The sequence below is a fragment of the Botrimarina sp. genome (assembly GCF_040219535.1).
Classification (GTDB): domain Bacteria; phylum Planctomycetota; class Planctomycetia; order Pirellulales; family Lacipirellulaceae; genus Botrimarina.
Window position 1 is genome coordinate 52,343 of the sequence record NZ_JAVJSH010000003.1, and the last position, 22,454, is coordinate 74,796.

Annotated in this window: 16 protein-coding genes; 10 read left to right on the plus strand and 6 right to left on the minus strand. The window is 70.4% G+C overall.

Annotation, left to right across the window (positions count from 1 at the left end):
* The first annotated feature begins 21 nt into the window (after window positions 1-21).
* From RIC11_RS00880 to RIC11_RS00890, 3 genes are all read left to right on the plus strand, one after another.
* Window positions 22-2,199: a hypothetical protein gene (locus RIC11_RS00880; protein WP_350207934.1), complete on the plus strand. Its 2,178-nt coding sequence runs from the start codon at window positions 22-24 to the stop codon at window positions 2,197-2,199.
* 247 nt (window positions 2,200-2,446) lie between these two features.
* The gene (locus RIC11_RS00885) at window positions 2,447-4,402 is read left to right on the plus strand and encodes a hypothetical protein (protein ID WP_350207935.1); all 1,956 of its coding nucleotides are present in this window, start codon (window positions 2,447-2,449) and stop codon (window positions 4,400-4,402) included.
* Between the two features lie 44 nt (window positions 4,403-4,446).
* Window positions 4,447-6,078 carry an FAD-dependent oxidoreductase gene (locus RIC11_RS00890; RefSeq protein WP_350207936.1) on the plus strand — a complete coding sequence of 544 codons (1,632 nt, stop codon included), beginning with the start codon at window positions 4,447-4,449 and terminating at the stop codon, window positions 6,076-6,078.
* A gap of 484 nt (window positions 6,079-6,562) precedes the next feature.
* Here RIC11_RS00890 and RIC11_RS00895 read toward each other — a convergent pair whose 3' ends face one another.
* Window positions 6,563-6,751 carry a hypothetical protein gene (locus RIC11_RS00895; RefSeq protein WP_350207937.1) on the minus strand — a complete coding sequence of 63 codons (189 nt, stop codon included), beginning with the start codon at window positions 6,749-6,751 and terminating at the stop codon, window positions 6,563-6,565.
* A 487-nt stretch (window positions 6,752-7,238) separates the two neighbouring features.
* Between RIC11_RS00895 and RIC11_RS00900 the strand changes: the two genes are divergently transcribed.
* From RIC11_RS00900 to RIC11_RS00910, 3 genes are all read left to right on the plus strand, one after another.
* The gene (locus tag RIC11_RS00900; RefSeq protein ID WP_350207938.1) at window positions 7,239-7,895 is read left to right on the plus strand and encodes a PEP-CTERM sorting domain-containing protein; all 657 of its coding nucleotides are present in this window, start codon (window positions 7,239-7,241) and stop codon (window positions 7,893-7,895) included.
* 114 nt (window positions 7,896-8,009) lie between these two features.
* Window positions 8,010-9,248, plus strand: a complete 1,239-nt coding sequence (locus RIC11_RS00905; RefSeq protein WP_350207939.1) for a CE1 family esterase — start codon at window positions 8,010-8,012, stop codon at window positions 9,246-9,248.
* A gap of 631 nt (window positions 9,249-9,879) precedes the next feature.
* Window positions 9,880-10,686: a hypothetical protein gene (locus tag RIC11_RS00910; RefSeq protein ID WP_350207940.1), complete on the plus strand. Its 807-nt coding sequence runs from the start codon at window positions 9,880-9,882 to the stop codon at window positions 10,684-10,686.
* 301 nt (window positions 10,687-10,987) lie between these two features.
* On the opposite strand, the gene RIC11_RS00915 is transcribed toward RIC11_RS00910, so the two are convergent.
* The gene (locus RIC11_RS00915; protein WP_350207941.1) at window positions 10,988-11,398 is read right to left on the minus strand and encodes a hypothetical protein; all 411 of its coding nucleotides are present in this window, start codon (window positions 11,396-11,398) and stop codon (window positions 10,988-10,990) included.
* A gap of 95 nt (window positions 11,399-11,493) precedes the next feature.
* The gene (locus RIC11_RS00920) at window positions 11,494-12,945 is read right to left on the minus strand and encodes a DUF8689 domain-containing protein (protein ID WP_350207942.1); all 1,452 of its coding nucleotides are present in this window, start codon (window positions 12,943-12,945) and stop codon (window positions 11,494-11,496) included.
* 264 nt (window positions 12,946-13,209) lie between these two features.
* On the opposite strand from RIC11_RS00920, the gene RIC11_RS00925 reads away from it, so the two are divergent.
* The 3 genes from RIC11_RS00925 to RIC11_RS00935 all read left to right on the plus strand — a co-directional run bounded on the left by RIC11_RS00925 (window position 13,210) and on the right by RIC11_RS00935 (window position 15,643).
* Window positions 13,210-14,145, plus strand: coding sequence for an HDOD domain-containing protein (locus tag RIC11_RS00925; protein ID WP_350207943.1), 936 nt, complete (start codon window positions 13,210-13,212; stop codon window positions 14,143-14,145).
* 109 nt (window positions 14,146-14,254) lie between these two features.
* On the plus strand, window positions 14,255-15,127 hold the full coding sequence (locus RIC11_RS00930) for a formyltetrahydrofolate deformylase (protein WP_350207944.1): 873 nt from the start codon (window positions 14,255-14,257) through the stop codon (window positions 15,125-15,127).
* Window positions 15,128-15,169: 42 nt separating this feature from the next.
* Window positions 15,170-15,643, plus strand: coding sequence for a TraR/DksA family transcriptional regulator (locus tag RIC11_RS00935; protein ID WP_350207945.1), 474 nt, complete (start codon window positions 15,170-15,172; stop codon window positions 15,641-15,643).
* On the opposite strand, the gene RIC11_RS00940 is transcribed toward RIC11_RS00935, so the two are convergent.
* Entirely contained in the window at window positions 15,644-16,615 is a 972-nt protein-coding gene (locus RIC11_RS00940; RefSeq protein ID WP_350207946.1) for an acyltransferase family protein, read from the minus strand.
* Between the two features lie 160 nt (window positions 16,616-16,775).
* Here RIC11_RS00940 and rlmKL point away from each other — a divergent pair, with 160 nt between their 5' ends.
* Window positions 16,776-19,025, plus strand: coding sequence for a bifunctional 23S rRNA (guanine(2069)-N(7))-methyltransferase RlmK/23S rRNA (guanine(2445)-N(2))-methyltransferase RlmL (gene rlmKL / locus RIC11_RS00945; protein WP_350207947.1), 2,250 nt, complete (start codon window positions 16,776-16,778; stop codon window positions 19,023-19,025).
* A 2-nt stretch (window positions 19,026-19,027) separates the two neighbouring features.
* Here rlmKL and nadE read toward each other — a convergent pair whose 3' ends face one another.
* Both nadE and RIC11_RS00955 read right to left on the minus strand, forming a co-directional pair.
* Window positions 19,028-20,971 (minus strand): NAD(+) synthase, encoded by a 1,944-nt coding sequence (gene nadE / locus RIC11_RS00950; RefSeq protein ID WP_350207948.1) that lies wholly within the window; start codon window positions 20,969-20,971, stop codon window positions 19,028-19,030.
* 154 nt (window positions 20,972-21,125) lie between these two features.
* Window positions 21,126-22,373, minus strand: a complete 1,248-nt coding sequence (locus RIC11_RS00955) for a competence/damage-inducible protein A (RefSeq protein ID WP_350207949.1) — start codon at window positions 22,371-22,373, stop codon at window positions 21,126-21,128.
* Window positions 22,374-22,454: the final 81 nt, after the last annotated feature.

Sequence of the window (22,454 nt, forward strand, 5' to 3'; positions counted from 1 at the left end):
TCCTGAACGATCTCTTGCACGATGCGTAGCCATTCCGGCGCGGCCTTCGCGCTGATCGCCGCTGTCGCGGTTTCCGCCGGCGAGCCCCTCGACGGCCGCGAAGCCATCGACCGCCGCGAACTCGTCGAGCGGCACACGCTCCGCTTCGATCGCTACCGGCCTGAGGCGCCGGCGTCGCTCGGCAACGGGGAATTCGCCGTCTCGTTCGACGTCACCGGTCTGCAAACGCTCCCCACTCCTGCCGCCGGCGCCCAGCCGCTGGGGACGATGGCCCAATGGGCGTGGAGCCGCTTCCCGAATACGGCGGGCCTCCGGTACGAGCAGACGCTCACGCCGTACGAGGCACACGGCCGTCAGGTCACCTACGCCGACCGCCAGCAGTCCGAGGCCGGCGAGTACTTCCGCGCCAATCCCCACCGCATCGACCTCGGCAGGATCTCGCTGTGGCGCCCGGCAGGCGCGGCGATCGCCGCAGACGACCTGACCGACGTGTCGCAGACCGTGTCGCTCTGGTTGGGCGCGGCGGAGAGCCGTTTCACGCTCGACGGCGTGCCGGTCGTCGTCCGCACGGTTGTCCACCCGCGCGTCGACGCGGTCGCCGTGCGGGTCGAGTCGCGGTTGGTAGCCGAGCGCCGCCTCGGCGTGGCGATCCGCTTCGGCTACCCAACCGGCGAGTGGGGCCCGGCGAGCGTGCGGTACGACCGCCCGGAAAGCCACACCACCCGCGTGTCGCCCGCCGAGGACGGTTGGCGGGTCGACCGCGCGATCGACGACCCCACCCACCGCGTCCGGATCGCCACCGCCGCGCAACCCGCCGGCGCGGCTGACGACCCGCACCTGCTGCGATTCATTCAGCCGTGCGCCGAGCGGCTCGAAGCGACGTTCCTCTTCGAGCGACCGGGCGCCGCCGGGCCGACCGACGGACCCCCGCCGCCACGCTTCGGCTCGGCCCGCCGAGCCGCCGCCGAACACTGGCGGCGCTTCTGGCAGGGCGGCGCCGCCGTCGACCTGTCGCGCAGCGCCGACCCGCGATGGCGCGAGCTCGAGCGGCGCGTTGTGCTGTCGCAGTTCCTCACGGCCGTTCATTGCGCGGGATCGATGCCGCCGCAAGAGACCGGCCTGATGGGCAACAGCTGGTTCGGCAAGAGCCACCTCGAGATGCACTGGTGGCACGCGGCCCACTTCGCCGCGTGGGGGCGGCCGGCGCTGCTCGAGCGCAGCCTCGGTTGGTACGACCGCACACTCCCCGCCGCCCGCGCGATCGCCCAGCGGCAGGGCTACCGCGGAGTGCGGTGGCCGAAGATGACCGGCCCCGACGGCCTCAGCAGCCCGAGCGGCGTGGGCGAGTTCCTCGTCTGGCAGCAGCCGCACCCGATCTTCTTCGCCGCCCAGGTCTACCGTGCGCGGCCCAACAACCAGACCCTCCACCGCTTCCGCGAAGTGGTCCGCGCCACGGCCCAGTTCATGGCCGACTACGCGTCGCACGACCCAGAGAACGATTGCTACGCGCTCGGCCCGGTGCTGATCCCAGCCCAAGAGTGCTACCGCCCCGTCGACGGGCAGCCGGTGATGAACCCAACGTTCGAATTGGCCCAGTGGCGGTGGGCCCTGCGGGTCGCGTCGGAGTGGATGCGGCGCCTGGGCGAAGAGCCCCCCGCCCGATGGCGCGCGGTCGCCGAAGGGATCGCCGCCCCGACCGTGCGCGACGGCGTCTACACGGCGATCGAGTCGCCGCCGTACACGCGGCGGATCGACCACCCGTCGATGCTGGCCGCGCTGGGCGTCACGCCCCCGGTTGGGTTGATCGACCCGGCCACGATGGGCGCCACGCTCGACGACGTTCGTCGCAACTGGGACCTCGAATCGACCTGGGGGTGGGACTGCCCGATGATGGCGATGACCGCCGCCCGGCTCGTCCGGCCCGAGGCGGCCATCGACTGCCTGCTGCTCGACTCGCCAAAGAACCGCTTCCTCGCCAACGGGCATTGCCGGCAGAGCGACCGCCTGCCCTGCTACCTGCCAGCCAACGGCGGCGTGCTGGCCGCCGTCGCGCTGATGGCGTATGGCTGGGACGGCGGCCCCGCCACGCCGGGCTTCCCGCCGGGCTGGGTCGTGCGGCGCGAGGGACTGGTAGGCTTCCCGGACGAACTCGGCCCAGCCCAAGGCCCAGCCCAAGGCCCAGGTCACCCGGTCCGCTGAACGCCCGCGCAGCGGCCCCGCGCGCCCAAACCGTTCGCGTGCGGCATCCCCTAGGTGGTAGATTCCGGCGCATCGCGGGCCCAGGCGGACTTTTCTGGCGCCGCGCGGCGGTATCCCTTCCCCGCTTGCTAGCGCATCCAGCCGCGAAAATCGATCTAGCGGACGCGCGCAGCTGCGCTGCCGCTTCGCCGGCACGACGCTCATCGAACACCTCTTCGCTAAACCACACCCCGACCGGAGACCCCCGATGCGAAAGGGAATGCTCGGATACTTTGCGCTGGCCGCCCTCGGCGCCGCGACCGCTCCGGCCCAGGGGATTGTCGAGGACTACACGGCCGGCGACCCCAGCGGCTGGACCAACCTGATCGGCGACCTCGGGCAGCTCGACCCGATCGACGTGCGCCGCGCCAAGAACGGCCTGATCGACATCAGCACCTGGCAGATCGGCCGCCAGATCGACGGGACCGAGACGGGCAAGCCGCACCCGATCACCGGCGGCGCTGGGCCCACGGTGCTCACCTACGACATCCGCCAGCCGATCGACTCGGGCCAGCAGTGGGACGTGTTCCAGAAGGCCACCCGCCCGTTCTCGCTCTCCCAGAGCCAGTTCGACACGCACGTGGTGTGGCTCGAGTTCTCGAGCTTCTCCAACTTCGCCGCCGGCTCGACCGAGATCGCCCACCTCGACCTGACCCTCGAGGACGACCAGGGGACCGGCGTGCGGCTGGGGAACAATTGGAACACCAAGAACAGCGCCGGTTCTGGCGGCACCCGCGCCAACCAGACCAAGCCCCGCCGCGCGCTCTACCAGGTCGACGGAGGGGGCCAGGTCGTGATCGACCCGACCACGCAGCAGCCGGTCGTCCGCGACGTGCTCGACGGCAACTCCCCCAACGGCCAGCTCGACTTCGCCAACCTCAACTACCGGGAGCTCAACGGCGCGTTCTTGTTTAGCGACGGCGTCGAACCGCCGGACGACGACCCGACCGACGCCGACGGCGACCAGCCGGTGCTCAACACCCTGTTCGACCAACGCGCGGTCGTCCGCCTCAACGACTTCCGCGACTTCCAGTACGAGGTCGAGTGGCGCACGCTCAACCCCGACGCCAGCGGCGACGGCAACTGGCGATCGCTCCGCTCCAACGGCCTGGGCGCCGGCAGCGTGCTCGCCGACCCGGAGAGCCAAGACTCCCTCGTGCTCACCGACCCGATCGGCGACATCACCACCCTCCGACTGCAAGGCCGCTGGCGCGACGTGTCGGGTGAAACGGGCGGCATCCTGCCGACGATCATCCGCGCCAACAGCAACATCGAAATCAACCAGACCTCGGTCGACGAGGACCCGGCCAACGAGGACGCGAACCAACAGGTCGGCCTGGGCCGCTTCGCGGCCGCCGCCTACCGGATCGGCGACCTCGACCGCAACGGATCGGTCACGGCCGACGACCTGACCCTCAGCCCGCTGCTGGGCAACGTCGGCCTGTCGATGATCGAAGACGAGTCGATCCAGATCGGCGACCCGCTGCGCGAAGTATCTTGGGTCGACGGCGACACCATCAACGACGGCGCGGTGACCGTCGCCGACGCGATGGTCGGCGTGCTCACCAGCCTGTCCGGGCCCGGTCCGGCCGGCGCGGCGCTGCTGTACGACTCGGCCACCGGCCGCTTGCGGATCGACGCCGGCGGCGCGCAGCTCACCGGCTTCTCGCTGCTGGCGTCCGAGGGATCGGGCTTCGGCCCGGCCTCGTTCAACGACCCGGCCGAGACCGGCGGCCTCAGCACGGCCCTGCTGGGCGAGCTGAGCTGGATCAACCTCACCCCCGAGGCCGCCCCCGCCGGGGTCAACCTCTCGGGCCTGGTCGACCTCGGCCTGGTGATGCCCGCCGGCCTCGACGAGACCGAGTTCGCCGAGTTCTTCGCCGCGGCGGTCTACAACACGGGCGACCCGCTCAGCCGCGCCGGCTCGTTCTTCGGCGCCGAGGGGCTGCCCGGCGACTTCAACGGCGACGGCCGCGTCGACGCGGCCGACTACACCGTGTGGCGCGACGGCCTCGGCGACACGTTCACCCCCTCCGACTACGACACCTGGCGAGACAACTACGGCGCGACCGCCACGGCGGCCTCCGTGCCCGAGCCCTCCGCGGCCGCCGGCCTGGTCGCCGCGCTGCTGGCCTCGCTCGCGGCGCGGTCTCGCCGGCCGTGACCGAGCAAGTCGTCGCTCCCTCCCGCGCCCGCCGCCAAGCGCCCATGACTCGAACGAACGTGAAGAGCTCGTCGCTCCTCGCCACGCTGCTGCTGATCGGGCTCGGCCTGGCTGTGTCGCCGGCGCGGGGCGCCGAGTCGGTCGCGCAGCCGCAGCCCGAGCGGGGCGCCGGCGCGAGCGGCCCGTGGGACGTGGTCGTCTACGGCGGCACGCCCGGCGGGATCACCGCGGCGATCGCCGCCGCGCGCGAGGGGGCGTCGGTCGTGCTGCTCGAGCCCACGCGCCACGTGGGCGGCATGAGCACCAGCGGCCTCAACCGCGACGAGGGCGAGCACCTCGACCGCCAGACCCTCGGCGGCCTCTGCGACCGCTTCACCCGCGAAGCGGCCCGACGCAGCGGGACCGACCCCGACCCCCGCGGCGCGCGCGTCTGGCAGTCGCGCGTCGCCGAAGCGGTCTTCCTCGAGATGCTCGCCGAGGCAGGGGTCGCCGTCCGCTACGGCGCGCGGCTGGCGGGCGTCGACAAGTCGGGGCCGACGATCCGCAGCGTCCGCACCCGCAACGTCGACGCCCCCAGCCGCGCCACCCACGCCGGCAAGGTGTTCGTCGACGCCTCCTACGAGGGGGACCTGGTGGCCGCGGCCGGGGTGTCGTACGCGCTCGGGCGCGAGGCGCGGAGCGAGTTCGGCGAGCCGCTCGCCGGCGTGCGCTACCTCGACGCGCCGGTCCCCGTGTCGCCCTACGGCGAGGGCGGCGCGTTGTTGTACGGCGTTCTGCCCGGCGAGCCGCCGATCGAGCACGCGGCCACGCCGATCCCCGTCGGCTACAACATCCGCCTGAACCTGACGAGCGACCGCTCGACCCAGAAGCCGATCGAAGAGCCCTCCGACTACGACGCGTCGCGCTACGAGCTGCTCGCCCGCTGCCTCGAGAGCGGCGTCGTCAAGAGCCTGCGCGAGGTGATCGGCCTTTACCCGATCTCCAACTCGAGCAAGGTCGAGCTCAACAACACGCAGCGGGGCGTGGTGTCGATGGGCCTGCCGACCGCGCACCAGCCTTGGGCCGAGGCCGACCCCGCCACCCGCGACGCGATCCACGACACCTTCAAGAGCTACACGCACGGCCTGCTGTGGTTCCTCAAGACCGACCCGCGCGTGCCGCCCCGTGTGCGGGACAAGATGCAGCCCCTCGGGCTCTGCGCCGACGAGTGGACCGACAACGGCGGCTGGCCGTGGCAGCTCTACGTGCGCGAGGCGCGCCGCCTGCGCGGCGAGTGCGTGCTCACCCAGGCCGACATCACCGACAACCGCGACAAGCCCGACACGGTGCACGTCGGCTCGCACTTCATCGACTGCCACCACGCGGCCCGCTACGCGGTCGACGAGGGCCACTTCGTCAACGAGGGCCGCATCTGGCAAGCGGGCGAGCGGTTCGACATCCCCTACCGGGCGCTCACGCCGAAGCGGCAAGAGTGCGACAACCTGCTGGTCCCGGTCTGCGTGTCGGCCAGCCACGTGGCCTTCTGCGCGATCCGCCTGGAGCCGACCTGGATGCACCTGGGCGAAGCGGCCGGGATCGCCGCCGCCACGGCCGCAGGCGCCGGCGCAGCGGTCCAAGAGATCGACGTCGCGCGGCTGCAAGAACAGCTCACCGCCGCCGGCATCCCGCTAGAGTGAGCCCCCCCTGAGCCGACGGCGCTAGCCGCGGGCGATCGAAGCGCCGCATCCCTCGCCCCGATCGCCCGACGTGAGCGCGTTCAGCCCGTGCGTCTCATCACGCCCCCACGCCCAGCTGCGAACTCGCCGCGGTGGGTCGCACTTAGGAGACTTGGCGGCTCGCGGAAGCCGGCCGGTCGGCTTCTGGATATCTTCGGAGGTCTTCGCGACCGACGCGCCGCAGCCGAATGCCAAACTCGCCGCGGCTGAGGCAACCGACCGCAGATACTGCTTGCTTCAAGCAGGCGGCGTGGTCTGCCCCTTGGGAATGGCCTCCAACAACCACACGGCTCCAGACGAGCTTCCCCACGGAAGTGAGGGAGTTCGCCGATCGCTCGGTCGGATGCCTAGGGATCTGGTGTTCGAGAAGACGCACAGCGCGGTCAAGGACGCTATTGCTCGTATCGACCGACACCGGTTCGGGAGCTTCGTCTTCACCGAAGAGTCACTCCCGGCGAATCGCCTCGGGCAGGTCGGGGTCGGGGTTGTTGGTAATGATCAGATTGACGGGCGGCCAACTATCGTAAACCAACCCCGCGGCGTCGTAGCCGAGCCTAGCTGCCAGCCCAAGCAGCGATCGGTACTGGGTCGGTGCACCGCCGGTGCCCGGGAGCCAGAGAAATAGGCGATCCATGGGGGGCTGCGTTCGGATCCGTCGCCACGAAGTGGGTTGGGAGTGCGACGCCTTCGGCGTTGGGTAAGTCGACCGGCCGGATCGCCGGATCGGTCGATCCAGGCCAGACGAACCGCGTTTCATGCGCGGCATCGGCTACGGGACTACCGACCAGGACGAGCGTCGGTGCGAGCACGCTGGCGACACGGAAACGCATTTTCGTCATTCCTTCTCACGGGCCGGGCGGGCGTCTCTTCTCGAAGTGAAACCCCTCTAGCCGGTACCGGCGCCGAGGATTACACCAACTTAGGAGGACTCTAGCTGAGACAGCGGAAAGTCCTGGGCATCGACTACATCGGCCCGGCGGACCGAGATGACCGGGCTGTTGCGATTCTTTCTCGCCAAATTTTGACGGATCCTGCGAGCCCGCGCGGCCTAGATCGGGGTTCATCCTGGGAACCGCCGCGTGCGACGGCGTACGTCGTTTCCCTCGGAACGGAGGAGTCTCATGAGTTGGTGGCAAGCGGGCTCGGCCTGCGCCCTGGTTACGCTGTGCGCCGCCGCCGGCGGCAAAGCCCAGGCCGAGATTGTCGGCGGCATGGTAAACGGCGGCACCTCCGGAGGAACGTTCGTAGAACTGGTGATTCCTCCACCTGCGGCGGGTCCGGATGTGTTCGAGTCCCCCGACCTTATCGCCTTCAACGAAGAACAAGACCTCGTGCTGCTGGCGCCGCTCCCTGTCGGGCCCGGTCGCGTGTTGGGCGTGGGCTCATTCGTTTCGAGCCACTACGTATCGTTTGACCCGGGGGAACTAAGCACGATCGCCGGCTACATCGACTTCGACGAACCCATCATCGGCTTGCTCATCAATCCGGTGTCGCTAGACGCGACTGCCGGATTGTTAGGCGCACCACTCACCAGCTATAGCATCGCCCCCGGGATCGGCCCCGACCCGCAGATGGATACTTTCCGGGTCGCATTGAACATGCCGAACCGGCTGCTCGTGGAGTTCGGCGCCAACTCCCCCGGCGACCAATTGCGTGTTCTGACCGGCGTCGCTGTTCCTGAACCGACCACCGCCTTGCTGCTGGGGGTCGCCGTCGTCGGGTTCGCGGCTCGTCCAGCAGCCTCATACCCTCAGAGCCTACGCTGCAATCGTCACTAGCGGTCTCTCCTGACTAGATCAACGATTCGATTGTTAGACGACAACCGCCACACTAGATTGATAGATATACGCTTCTTGCTCGATTAAGGCGTGGACCTCGGGAAGCATAAACAAATGGCCAGTTTTTACCGATCTTTTGTCTTGCTCACGGCTTGCGTCGCTGTCACTACGTCGCGCGCAGGGACCGTCGAGAGGACCGCCGAAATCAATGGCTACGATCGATATTGGGTGGAGTATGTTCCGGACGGTCTCATAGACCCTGTCGCGGTCGTATTCGCACTGCACCCCGGCGTATCAAGCGCGGCGGACTTCGAGCGAACTTCTGGGTGGAACACCGTGGCGGACGAGTACGGATTCATAGTCGTCTACCCACAGGTCGGCGCGGAAGCGACCACCAGAGGGACGTGGTCGGCCTGGGCAGAAGTCGATGCGTTGACAGAGCGGAGCGATGTCGAATATCTCAACTTCGTCGCCGAGAGCGTCTTTTCGGCTTACGACGCAGATGACAGCTCTCTTTTCATGACGGGATTCTCGTCAGGCGCCCAGATGGTGAATGTTTACGCGCTCGTCGGCGACTACCTGCCGGCGGCGATCGCACCGGTGTCGGGGGGCTGGGCCGACGCTTACGGCGTCCCAAGCGAAGACCTTCCTAGGCCAGATGGTTTGCCAATATGGATATGGCGTGGGTCTGAAGAAGACCCCATTACCGGTACGCCGGGCAACAAGCTGCCGCGCAACGAGCAGGACGACTTGCAGTTGGCTTTTTGGCTTGAGGCGAATGCTTCGAATGGAATTGCTGCAGACACGCAGCAAGTCAACGTCGATGCGACGCTGAGCTATCCGTTCGGTGACTTGGCTTGGAGCGGGGTGCACACCACCTCGTACTATCCTGACGGTGACGCTGAGGTGCGTTTCACGGAAGTGACGCGTTCCAACCACGTTTATCAACCGGGCGCCGCAGAGAGGTTATGGGAAGAGTTCTTCATGCCACTTTTGCCGACGGCGCTCCCTGGGGACTTTAACGGCGATGGCTACGTCGATGCCGCGGACTACACGGTTTGGCGTGACGGCGATTCACCCGATAGCAGCCAAGCCGGCTACGACGTGTGGGTGAACAACTTCGGCGTGAGAGCTACGTCTCGGTCTGCAAGCGTTCCCGAGCCTTCGGCGGGTCTCTCAATGTTCACCGGGTGCGGACTGACTTGGCTGGGTCGCCGCACGGCGACCATCTCACGCAGTCTGCGGTCTCCACGGCTTTGTCGAACGACCTCCCCAAGTCCCCGCTTTGATGGGCTCCAGACTGAGTCGCAGGATAGAGCGAGGGAGGAGCGAAGCGATGGCGAAGGCTGCTAGCGGATAGAAGAAGCTGGTTTACAAGGCCACGAACTGGCGGGAATGTGAGGTGGACGCCGAGTCGCTCGTCCGCCGCGGCGATGTCGGCCGGACCGCGCGACGCGGATCCGGTCCCGTTTGAACTGCGGTCGGTAGGACCAGCCGTTGGCAGTTGCGACTGACTCGAACTCGCTGAGGTCTCTCGGTGATGAGGACACCTCAGCAGGTTTCCGAGACTGCGCCGGGGTCCAGCCGGTCATGCCGAAACTGAGGTCGGTGGACATCACCGCGGCGCCTTGGGCCCGCATTCTTGCCGACCGCGCGAGCCACCGGCGATCGAAGCGCGGGGGCCCGAACACCGGTCGCCCGCCGCTGGCGCGGGCGGGTCATCCCCGGGGCGCCAGGGGACCGCGGAGAGCGCCCGAGGCGACACCCGTTCCGCCGCGCGCGGCTGCCGACGCGGCGATCGACAGCGCGCGACACGCTCATCGCTGCAGCGCCGGGGAACGCCCTGGGGGGCGCGGCGCCCTGTTGGCGTCGCCAGCCGACGCGCGGCGGTCCGCGCGGCGGTCTTTCCGGCTAAACCCCGGCGGCCGACCAACCGATACAACCGATACGCCTTACCAGCACCCGGCCCAGCTCGCAGCCTCCTATGCGGTTCCTTGGCGGACTCCTCGTCGTTGCCGGGCTCGCCGCCGTGGCTGGCTGCACGCACCACAGCCTGCAGCGGCACACGGTGCTGACAACCAGCACGGTGATGGACATCCAGTACAACAGCGTGCTGGCCAACCTGGCGATGCTGTCGTGCCAGCCCGAGGCCCTGCCGAACCACGTGCACCTGGCCGATGGCGTCGTCCAGGTGAACGACCGGGCCGGCCTCGGAACCGCCGGAGGATTCACAACGTTCGGCGGCACGATGTTCGGGATCGACCAGTTCGGGCCCGCCGGCCAGCGGCAGGTCACCGAGCAATGGGGGACCGACGCGACGACCGACCCCGGACGGCTCTATGACTTGCAGTCGCTCTACCGCTCGGCGCTGGGCCTGCCGCCGCTGCCCGTGCCCAACGCGATCACCTACCTCCGGCGGACCGATTCGGCGGCCGACGACAGCGAAGACTCGGCCGAGTCGTCCAGCGGCGCCCCCAGTCCGGCGTCGGCCGGCGGGGGTGGCTCCACCTTGTCGGGCGGCAACGGCGCCTCGGGGGATAACGGCCGAAGGGTGCCGCTGGACGTCTTGCTGAGCGACGTCCCGCCGCCCGGGTGGTACCGCATCGGACGCAAGCAGGACGTGCCGAAGAACGCTTGCTACGTCGGCCACTGGGGCGACCGGTACGCGTGGGTCACCCGCGACGGAGTCCCGGACCTTGCCCGGTTCACGACGACCGTCCTGTTCGTCATCCAGCTCAAGCCGGGCGAGCGCGGCGGCTCTAGCGGATTGGCGGTCACCGGCGCCCAGTAGGCCCGCGCGGCACGCTTGTTTGGCTAATTCGCGCACCTCGGCCGGCGACTTCGGCGACAATTGCCGGGTTTGGCTCGGCGGCTGGGCGGCGTTTTCTGACGCCAAGAACGCTTTACACCGACCGACCTGTAACGCTTCGCGAAGCCCTTGCGGCGGAAGGGCTTAGCTGCGATTCGCGACCGTTTTAGCGTTACACGACGTTCCTGCGCGTGTCGCGTTTGTCTCGTTTGACCGGCGGCTTGCCGCTTCTTGCGGCCAACTTAGCGCGACCGCTGGCGGGGGCCGCTCAAACGAGGGCCGCTCAAACGAGGGCCGGGGCCGCGCCGCCGAGGGCGACCGAGCGGAACGGCCGGCCGGCCTCGCCGCGGATGGCCTCGCTCCAGGCGCGGCCCACGCGGTCCGAGTCGGCGCCGCCGAGCTGGTTGGTGATCGCCCACAGCCACGCGTCGACCACGGCGGCGGACTCGCCGGCGGCGGCCGCCGGTTCGGCCACCGGCACGCCGGCGCCGGCGCCGAAGCGGTAAGACTCGACGAGCTGGTCGACGGCCTCGGCCAGCCGGTCGCACTGCTCGCAGAGCGAGCAACCCAGGCGGCCGCGGACTTCGGGGGTGAGTTCGAACAGCCGCAGGTAGAACAGCCGGGTCACGGTGTCGGCGATCGGCTCGGCGCGGCGCCAGCTATCGCGGACCAGTTCGGCTTCGGGGCGGGTCATCGGAGGGTTCCTACGGGGCGGGGCGGACGGGGGCATTCGAATGAATGAAGCAGCGTCGCCCGTCAAGAGACGTTACGCCCGACCCCCCGCGGGGCTTACATGATCGCGAAGTAGTTCTCCACGGCGAAGTCGAAATTGGCCGGCGTCATCGCGGGGGTTTGCTTCTTGTAGTGGCAGAAATTGATGATCTGCAGCAGCAGGTCGCGGGGCTGGCACGCGCGGAAGGGCCGGCCGGGGGCCCGGTAGTGGGTGTCGATCAGGTGGTTGACGGCCGCCTCGTCGTAGGGCACGCCGAGGCTCTTGCCCATGATGCTCAGCAGCTTGCGGAACGCGGCCTCGCTGGGGTCGACGACCTCGATCTTGTACGGGATCCGGCGGAGGAACGCGTCGTCGACCAGGTCCTTCGGCTCCAGGTTCGTGGAGAACACGATCAGCTGGTCGAACGGCACCTGGATCTTTTTGCCGCTGGACAGGTTGAGGAAGTCGTAGCGCTTCTCTAGCGGCACGATCCAGCGGTTGAGGAGCTCGTCGGTGGTCATGCGTTGGCGGCCGAAGTCGTCGATCACCAGCGTGCCGCAGTTGCTCTTGAGCTGGACGGGCGCCTCGCTGACGTTGGTCGCGGTGTTGAGGGTGACCTCGAGCGAGTCCATCGTGAGCTCGCCGCCGACGACGATCGTCGGCCGGCGGATCCGCACCCAGCGGGAGTCGACCGCGCGGTCGTCGAGCAGCCCGCCGGCCGACGAGATGGGCGCCTCCTCGTGCATGCTGGGGTCGAACAAGCGGATCAGCTCGCCGTCGATCCCCAACGAACGCGGGATCCACACGAACTGGCCGAACGCCTTGGTGACCCGCTCGGCGATCGAGGTCTTGCCGTTGCCCGGCGCGCCGAACAGGAACAGGCCGCGGCCGGAGTTGATCGCGGGGCCCAGCCGCGCGAGCATCCCCGGGTCGATCAGCAGGTCGGAGAAAGCGCGGGCCAGGTCCTCTTCGGTGGGGTGCTGGTCCGCGATGGTTTGGGCGCTGACGCTGCGGACGTACTCGTCGAGCGGCACCGGCGCGGCGCCGTAGTACGAGCAGTACTCGGCCAGCTTCTTGGCCCGCTCCCGGCCCGCGCCGGTCAGCGTGTACACGTAGTCGTTCATCATGGCCGCCGCCTTGTGGGCGACCATCTGGTCGTCCTTCATCGCCTGCATCAGCGGGTCGATCAGGCGGAAGGGGAGCTTGATGTGCTCGGCCAGGTCGCGGCCGGAGGCCTCGGCGCGGGCGTTGAGGTACTTGAGCACGAGGTTCTCGACCTCGGACTCGCTCAGCCCGGCCGCCGGGAGCGAGGCCGGCTCCGGCGGGAACCACTCGCCGCGCTCGGCGGGCTGGCCCGATTGGGCGGCGGCGTCTGGCTGGGCGCCGAACGGCCGGCTGGGCTCGGGGGCGTCGCTCTCGGCGGTCAGCTGCTGGATGCGGCTGAGCAGCTCGTCCAACCGCCGCGGCCGGGACTCCGCATCGGGGCCGTCGGTCGCGGGGTACGCGGTGTCGGACGGGGCGCCGTGCATGGGGCCGGGAGAGAGAACGGGAGAGGCTGGTTCAAGCCGGAAAAGCTTAGGACCGGCTCGCGGCGCCAGAGGGCGGCGCCGCACGAACCTGCGCGACGCGGGCCGGGCTCGGCGGACGGCCGCAAGCGTCGTGCGGGTCGTTCGGGCCACACGGGTCGCACCGCACCACGGCGCCAACCCGCACCGCTGGCGCGGCGGCCTCGGGGCCGACGCGACCTACGCTTAGTCTGGTTGCCCCGCTCCCTGCGTTCTCACGCCGCGACTATGCCAGCGATCGACGACAAAACAGACGTCGCCCCCGAGAACGCTCTCGGGCCGCCGACGGCCTCGGCCTACAGCGGCGAGCGGGCGATCCACGCCTCGATCGAGCCGCTGTTCCAGAAGCTCAGCGAGCTGTGCTCGCTCCCCTCGATCGCCCAGCAGGTGATCCAGGTCGCCGAGGACCCCGACTCGGACGCCGACGACCTGCTGGCCGTCGTCGAGCAAGACGCGCCGGTCGCCAGCCGGCTGATCCAGGTCGTGAACTCCGCGTACTGCGGCCTCCGCAACCCGGTCGGCGACCTCAAGGGGGCGGTCACGCTGCTGGGGACCGAACGGGTCCGCAACCTGGCCCTCACGGTGTCGGTCGGCAGCCTGTTCGGCCGGGACACCCCCGTCGGCCGGCTCGACCCGGTCCGCCTGTGGGACCACTCGGTCTGCGTGGCCACGGTCGCGCGGCTCGTGGCCCAGCGGGGCGACAACTGCAACCCCGAAGAGGCCTACCTGGCCGGGCTGCTGCACGACATCGGGTTGCTGTTCATCAACGAGCACCTCTCGAGCGTGGTGCCGCGGGTGCTGGTCCGCTGCAAGACCGGCGTGGCCCTGCCCGAGGCCGAGCGGCAGGTCATGGCGTTCGACCACGCCCAGGTCGGCGCGTACGTGGCCTGGCGGGCGAACTTCCCGGACCGGCTGGTCACCGCCATCGACTACCACCACGTGCCCCTGATGGCCCCCGACGACGGCGCCGCGCTGACGCGGGTGGTCTCGGTAGCCAACTACCTGGCCACCCGCTACGGCCGCGGCTCGGTCGAGGGCCGCCGCCTGCCGGCCCCTCCCGAAGGCGTGCTGAAGCCGATGGGCCTCGGGCTGAACGCGTTCCGGGAGATCTGGGAAGAGCTCCCCGAAACGGTGGCGAACGTCGCGGTGCTGACCGGCGCGTAGCCCCGGAGGGCCGGCGCGGCGCCGCCCCCCTTCGGCCGACCGGGCCGCCGTGGCACACTGACGCGGGCGGGCCGAGCCGCGGCCCCACCCCCCACCCGCCTGTCGCGCGATGCAAGCCGTCATCACCGCCGTCGGCCCGGACCACCGTGGCCTGGCCGACCCGATCGTCCACTCCGTCACGGAGCTCGGCGCGAACATCTGCGAGATCCAGATGTTCGACCGCGACGACGTGCACGTGTTCTCGATGCTGACCCGCGTCGAGATCGACCCGCAGCGCTTCGCCGAGCTGCGCGAGGCCATGACCGGCGTGGCCCGCGCGACCGGCCTGTCGATCCGCACCTGGTCGCCCGAGCTGGCCGCGCTCGAGGGGCGCAAGCCGCGGCTGGCGATCTGCGTGACCTACCGCAGCGAGACCCCGCTGGCCGTGCTCCGCGCGATCCGCGACGGCCGCATCCGGGCCGAGGCGAGCCTGGTCATCAGCAACCGCCAGAAGCTCCGCGGCTTGGCCGAGCAGTTCGGCGCGCCGTGGCGCCTGATCGGCGACGCCGACGGCGCCCCCGACGACGACCGCATGATCGACCTCTGCGACGAGCTGGCGATCGACTACGTGGTCCTGGCCCGCTACATGCGGGTGCTGCCGGCCGCGAGCTGCTGGAAGTACGCCGGCGGCAGGATCATCAACCTGCACCACGGGCTGCTCCCCAGCTTCCCCGGCATGCGGCCCTACCACGAGGCCTACGCGAGCCGCATGCTCACCTACGGCGCGACCTGCCACTTCATCGTGCCGGAGCTCGACGCGGGCAACCAGATCATCAACCAGTCGACCTTCACCGTGCCGCCGGGCCTGCCGCTGGGCGAGGTCATCCGCCGCGGCCAAGAAGACAACGAGCCGGAGTGCCTGGTCGAGGGCGTGCGGCGGGTCGTCGACGGCGAGGTCCGGCTGCACTTCAACCGCGTCGTCGCGGCGAAGCCTGCGGACTGAAGCGGCCCTTCGGAGGCCGCCGCCAACCACGGAGGGCAGCGGGTGCTATCGCTTGTGTTGTCGTGCCCGGAATGCTCGTGGCGGACCGTGTGTGGGCCGTCGGAGGTCGCCAGCCGCTTGCGGCTCGTGGGCCTGCTCCGACGCGACGCCGAGCCCGACGACCAGATCATGGCCGCCCTGATGCCCGACGCGGCGGCGCGGATGACGTGCCCGTCGTGCAAGCGGATCGGCTTGGCGGTCGCCGAGCACGACGGCGCCGACGACCAGGACGACTGGCAAGCGGCCGTCCTCTGCGACCGCTGCCGCAAGCCGATCGACCCGGAGCGGCTCGAGGTCTTCCCCGACACGAAGCGGTGCGTCGCTTGCCAGGCGAAGGCCGAGTCCGGCGCGCCGGAGCCGGACGAGCCCGACTTCTGCCCGCGGTGCGGCGCGCTGGTCGAGCTGCGGGTGAGCCGCGGCGGCGGGCTGACCCGTTACAAGCGGTTCTGCACCGGCTCGCCGCCGTGCCGGCTGTGATCAAGCGATCGCCGGCGCCGCTTGCCGGCGGGGCGCCGAGAAGCCGATCGTCGCGCGGTGGAGCGCGACCGCCAACGCCGCGGAAGCCAACAGAGCGATCAAGCTGACGAGGACCGGGCGCCGCGGCGCCGCCGCGAACAGGGCGGCCAGCACCGGGCCGTTGGTCAGATAGAATTCGTACGAGTACCGCGACGCCTGCCGGAAGACCGGCGCGTCGATCGGGGCGGCGACGGCGGCGCCGATCAGCCCCACGGCGATCGCCCCGCAGGACCACACCGGCCACACGTAGATCGCCGCCAGAGCCATCGCGACGGTCACCGCGGCCAGCCACACGCCGCGCCGGCTCGGCGGAGCGCGGAACGCCAGGTAAGCGGCGAAGTACGTCGAAGCGTGCGCCGAGTAGCCGACGTCCACTCCCAGCAGCGGGACCGCGGCGCAGCCGGCCGCCAACGCGGCGGCGATCTCTCGGTCGGGCCCGAGCCGTTTCGCCAACGCCGTCAAGCAGTAGAGCAACAGGATCAACGACACGAACCATGTCGCTACGTGCACCAGCCGGTCGGGGTGCGTGAACAACCCGAGGCCCAGCATCTGCGAAATGAACTGCGCCGGCCCGATCGGCTTGTACCCCGACCACGCCACGCCGACGAGCACCACCAGCATGACCAGCCAGTACGCCGGGTAGATCCGGCACAGCCGCCGCCAGAGCCATTCTGCCGGGCTCGGAGCGGTGCTGATCGCCGCGAGCGATCCCGCCAGGGCGACAAACAACGCGGTGCCGACCCGGCCGACAGGGAAGCCGAGCGCGTGCACGTACGGATCGAAGCCGGCAAGCGACCAGGCGTGATGAACGAACACCAGCGCGACCGCGAGCGTCCGCAGCGCGTCGAGCCCGCCGACGCGCTCGGCCGAGGCGGGTCGCGCGGGCGGGTCGCTGGCGGCCGGCGGCGACACGCCGGAGCGGTCAAGCGGCATGGTCACGAGTGGCGGATCGGAAGCGGGGGCGCCCGGGCGGTGTGGGCAGCGTAGCCGCGGCGTCGCGGGCCTGCAAACGGGCGCCGCTCGGTTGCCGAGGCGAGCGTTTTTCCCGACGATCGATCGGCTCACGACACCCCCCTGCCCCGCACGGATCGATTTGTACGACCTCATCGCGACCGCCGCCTTCGGCGTCGAGACGCTCGTCCGCCACGAGCTCGAGTCGCTCGGCTACCCGGCGCGGGTGGCCAGCCCGGGGCGCGTGCTGTTCCGGGGGGACGAGCAGGCCGTGCGCGAGGCGAACCTGTGGCTGCGCTACGCCGAGCGGGTGCTGGTCCGCTTGGCGACCGCCCCGGCGACCGACTTCGGCCAGCTCTTCGACCTGGCCCGCGCGGCGCCGTGGTCCGATTGGATCCCCGCCGACGGGCAATTCCCGGTGCGTGGCCGCTCGCACAAGTCGCAGCTCTCTAGCGTGCCGGCCTGCCAGCGGATCGTGAAGAAGGCCGTCGTGGAGCAGCTACGCGAAGGGCACGGCGCGAGCGAGTTACCGGAAACGACCGGCGATTACGCGATCGAGGTCGCGCTGGCCAGCGACCAAGCAACGCTCTACCTCGACACCACCGGCGAGGGCCTCCACAAGCGCGGCTACCGGCCCGTCGTCGGCGCCGCGCCGCTGCGGGAGACCCTCGCCGCGGCGGTCGTCAGCTTCAGCCACTGGCGGCCCGAGCAGCCGTTCTGGGACCCGTTCTGCGGGACCGGCACGCTGGCGATCGAGGCCGCGCTGGCCGGGCGCGAGATCGCGCCGGGGCTCGGCCGCACGTTCGCTTGCGAGGCGTGGCCCCGGCTCGCGGGGCGCGAGTGGGGCGAGCTCCGCGACGCGGCCCGGCGCCGCGCGAAGCCCTCGCTGCCCGAGCGGCTGCTAGCGACCGACGCCGACGAGGACGCGCTGCGCCTTGCCCGCCGCGCGGCCGAGGCGGCCGGCGTGGCCGACGACATCCACTTCCAGCGGCGCGACTTCGGCGACCTGTCGAGCAAGCGCGAGTACGGCGCCCTCATCACCAACCCGCCGTACGGCGAGCGCCTGGGCGAGCGCGAGGAGGTCGAGCGGCTGTACCACTCGATGCCCGAGGTCTTCCGCCGGCTGCCCACCTGGTCGCACTACGTGCTCACCGCGCGGCTCGACTTCGAGAAGCTCGTCGGCCAAACCGCCAGCAAGCGCCGCAAGCTCTACAACGGGCGGCTCGAGTGCACGCTGTTCCAGTACCACGGACCGCGGAAACGGAGGGACGAGGGACGGGGGACGAGGGGCGAGGGTTGGGAGGAGGGAAGCGGGAAGAGGGAAGCGGGAAGGACAAACGAGTTCCAGCCGACAGCCGACAGCCGACAGCCGACAGCCCAAGCGTTCGGCGGCTTGCGGCCGGAGGCAGAGCGGCAAGCCAGCGAGTTCGCCAGCGCGCTCCGCAAGCGAGCGCGGCACCTGCGTAAGTGGCCGACGAAGCGCGGGATCACGTGCTACCGGGTCTACGACCGCGACATGCCGGAGGCGCCCTTCGCCATCGACCGGTACGGCGACGCGGTCGTCGTCGCCGAGTACGAGCGGCCGCACGAACGCACGCCGGCCGAGCACGCCGACTGGCTCGACCTGATGGTCCGCACGACCGCCCAGGTGCTCGAGGTCCCGCGCGGCGAGGTCTACCTCCGCAAGCGCGAGCGGCAGCGGGGCGACGCGCAGTACGACCGGCTCGGCGAGGAGTCGGTCACCCGCGTGGTCGAGGAGGGCGGGCTGCGGTTCCGGGTGAACCTGTCGGACTACCTCGACACGGGCCTGTTCCTCGACCACCGCACGACCCGCGGCATGGTCCGCGAAGCGGCCCCGGGCAAGCGCTTCCTCAACCTGTTCGCGTACACCGGCGCGTTCACCGTCTACGCGGCGGCCGGCGGCGCGGCGAGCACGACGACGGTCGACCTCTCGCAGAATTACCTGGACTGGGCGGCAGAGAATCTGCGGTTGAACGAGTTGCGAGTTGCGAGTCGCGAGGCGCGAGCCGCCGGGTACACGCCGCCCGAGGACGGCAACCACTTGGTGCGTGGTGATAGCCGTGAGTTCATCGATTCGCTGCCGCGCGAGCCGCTGTTCGACCTGGCGGTCGTCGACCCGCCGACGTTCTCCAACAGCAAGCGACTCGACGAGGACTGGGACGTGCAGCGCGACGCCGCGCCGCTGCTGGCCGCGCTGCGCGAGCGGATGAGCGCGGGGGGCGTCGTCTACTTCAGCACGAACTTCCGCCGCTTCAAGCTCGACGAGGCCGCGCTGGCCGGTTACGCCGTGCGCGAGATCAGCAAGCAGACCGTGCCGGAAGACTTCCGCAACAAGCGGATCCACCGCTGCTGGCGGCTCGTGGTCGAGTGAGTTCAACCCGACCCGCTGAGGATCGGCCAACGCCGGAAGCCGCGGGAGTCGACGCTGTGCGTGTCGAGGTGGAAGCCGGGGGCCATCCGCTCTCGCTTCCACTGGCTCGCGCGCCACAAGCGGCGGAAGCGGTCGACCCACTCGGCGAGCTGCTCGGGCGCGTGACCGGGGAAGGCTTGCTCCAAGCCGGCGAGCGTCTGTTCGGGCTCTTCGAGCCGCACGATTACCGAGCGCTCGATCGCGTCGAGCACGTCGTAGGGCATCAGGTCGGCCTCGTCGGTCTGCCGGTCGGCGAGCGGGCGGAGCTCGGCGGTCGGCTGCTGGGCGTTGATCGCCGCCAGGGCGGGCATCGGCCCCACGCCGCGCGGGCCTTCCTTCTCCATCCAACCGAGCCAGTCGCGCAGGAACGCCTTGTCGACGCCCGACAGCGGCGCCAGGCCGCCCGCGGTGTCGCCGTCCATCGTGGCGTAGCCGACCGAGGCCTCGCTGCGGTTGCCGGTCGTGAGCAGCAGCGCGTCCTTCACGTTGGCCAGCATCCACACGCCCGGCGCGCGGGCGCGGGACTGGATGTTCTGCAGGGCGGTGTCGTCGGTCTCCCAGGTGAGCGGCCGCCCGAGGGCCTCGCCGGCGAGGCGCGTGTAGCCCTCGACCAGCGGGTCGACGTCCCACTCGTGGTGCTCGGCGCCGACGGCTCCGGCGATCGCCGCGGCGGCCGTGCGGGTGGCGTCGGACGAGTTCTGCGTGCCTTGGTAAACGGTCGTGAGCAAGCGAGCGACCGCGGCCCGCGCGTCGGTCGCTCCGGCGAGGCCATCGACCCGCTGCAGGCGGTCGGCGAAGCCTTGCGGGCCGAGCTCGTCGATCGCGAAGCGGGCCATCAACCACACGAGCACCGCGCAAGCGGCCGAGTCGGCGCCCCCCGAGAGCGACAGCACGAAGCCCCGCGCGCCGCTCTTGCGCAGGTAGTCGAGCAGGCCGAGCGGCGCGGCGCGGCTGAACTCTTCGTACTTCGTGGCGACCTGGTCGCGTTGGCTTTCGGGCAGCGGCGGGGCTTCCGCCTGGGGTAGCGACAGGTCGAAGCGGCTGCGCGCCGCCGCCGCGGCGGCGGCCGGGGGCCGGGCGGCACGCACGCCGAGGTCGGCGAGCAGCAGCGTGTGGTCGGCGTAGGAGAACCGCCGCTGGGCGGCGACGATCTCAGGCTCCGCGCCTGCGTTGCTGCGGGCGATCATTGCGCCGCCGTCGTAGATCGAGCGGCCCGACTCGTTGCCGAGCAGGTTCGTGTAGACGAACACGCCGTCGACGGCGGCGGCCCCCTCCCGCGCGAGGCTTTGGCGGATCGTCTGCTTGGCGAACGCGAAGTGGCTGGCCGACGGGTTGAGCAAGAGCGACACGCCGCGCTCGGCCAGCGACAACGCGGGGCGGCCGGGGACCCAAGCGTCGCGGCACACCTCGACGCCGACCCGCACGGCCTCGCCGCCGGCGCCGCTTGCGAAATCGAACACGAGGTCACCCGCCGGGACCGTCGCGCCGGCCGCGTCGACCATCGCCACCACGCCCGCGGGCCACGGATTGAACCAGCGGGCCTCGTAGTGCAGGCCGTCGTTGGCCAAGTGCTGCTTCAGCGCAAAGCCGAGCAGCTCGCCGTCGGCGAGGATGGCCTCGGCGTTGTAGAGGGCGCGGTCGATCTCGAGCGGCAGCCCCACCGCGACCGCGACGCCCTCGGTGTGCGGCAGCAGCTCCTCGAGCGACTCGAGCGCGCGCCGGCGCAGGCCGCGCGAGTAGTAGAGGTCTTCGCAGCCGTAGCCCGTGAGGCACAGCTCCGGCAGGCAGACCAGCCCCGCGCCGGCCGCGCGCGCCGCTTCGACGGCGCGGACGACCCTCGCCAGATTGCCGTGCCAATCGACGGGCGTCTGGTTCACGGCGGCGGCGGCTAGTCGGATCGTTGGCATTGAGGTTTAAGTTTCGCGAAGAGTCGCAGAGGGGTTCGCTGTCTTGAATCCTTCGCGTTTTGGCGTCGATGCCTGAGGGGGTGCTGGTTTTGGACCCGTGCACAGACGCGACGGGGCTAAACCGTTTCTCTGCGACTCTGCGTCTCTGCGCGAGTCACTCCGTCGATCGTAATAGTTCTAGGCGGAGCAGGTTCAGCGCGTGTTTGGCGACCAAGTGGCGGTGGATCGAGGGGTGGCCGACGAGTTGGACCGTGCGTTGCGCGACGCCGTGCTGGGTCGCCACGGCGATCGGCACGCGGCCACCTTCTTCTGGCGAACCGATGACGAGGGCCCAGCCTTCTTCGGCGATACCGCGGGCGAGCGATTCGAGTTGGTCCGCGGCGAGCGACGGCGTGTAGCGGCTGCCGCTCAGGATCGAGCCGCTGGACAGGAACCGGCCGTGGAACTCGGTTTGGAGTTCGGCCTCGCCTTCGGCGAGCAGGCGACCTAGCAGGCCTCGCGTCATCGACTCGACCACCGAGACCGACGCGTCCCGGTCGTCCGCCATCTCTAGGATCGTGTGGTGCAGCTCACGCTCGAGGACCATCTCGCCGCCTGCCGAGGCGGGGTGTTCGGCGAAGATCAACTCGCCCAGCTTCGCGCGGACCTCGTCGAGCGTGGGGCGCATCGCCGCCCAGCAGTCGGACTCGGTCGCGCCGCTGGCGGTGACCCGGAGCGTGATCGTCCCCTTGCTGGCGGTGATGCCGACCAGGGGCTCGCGGCCGCGCGCGATGATCTCGGGGATCAGCGACTCGACGTGGCTCTCGCCGGCGCCGAAGCACTTCACCAGCCAGTGCCGGGTGACCCGCGCGGCGCCGACGACCCGGGCCACGGCCGGGGCGACGGTGGCCGCGTACATCTCGCGCATCTCGGCCGGCACGCCGGGCAACGCGAACTGGCGGCAGCGGCCGATCGCCAGGTCGACGCCCGGAGCGGTGCCGCCCGGGTTGTCGATCGCCGCGGCGCCCTCGGGGAGCTGCGCCTGGCGGCGGTTCTGGGGGGGCATCTGGCGGCCCCTCGACGTGAAGATCGCCTCCAGGCGGCTGACCAGCTCGGCGTGCTCGACCAGTGGCACGCCGGCGGCCGCGGCCATCGCGTCGCGGGTCAGGTCGTCGGCGGTGGGCCCGAGGCCGCCGGTCGCCACGACCACGTCGGCCCGCCGCGCGGCGGCCCGGAACACGTCGACGTTCGCCTGGAAGTCGTCGGCGACCGTCGTGTGGTAGCGGACCAGCACGCCCTGCTCGGTGAGCCGCTGGCTGAGCCACTGGGTGTTGGTGTCGAGCCGCTGCCCGCTGGTGAGTTCGTCGCCGATGGCGATCACCTCGCCGACGACGACACGCGCTGGGCTCGGCTGGGTGGGCATGCCGTGGAATTAACGGGGCGGAAGCTCGGGGGGCGGGTTGATAGAATGTAGGCGCCCGCCCCCCTATCAGCGAATCCCCGC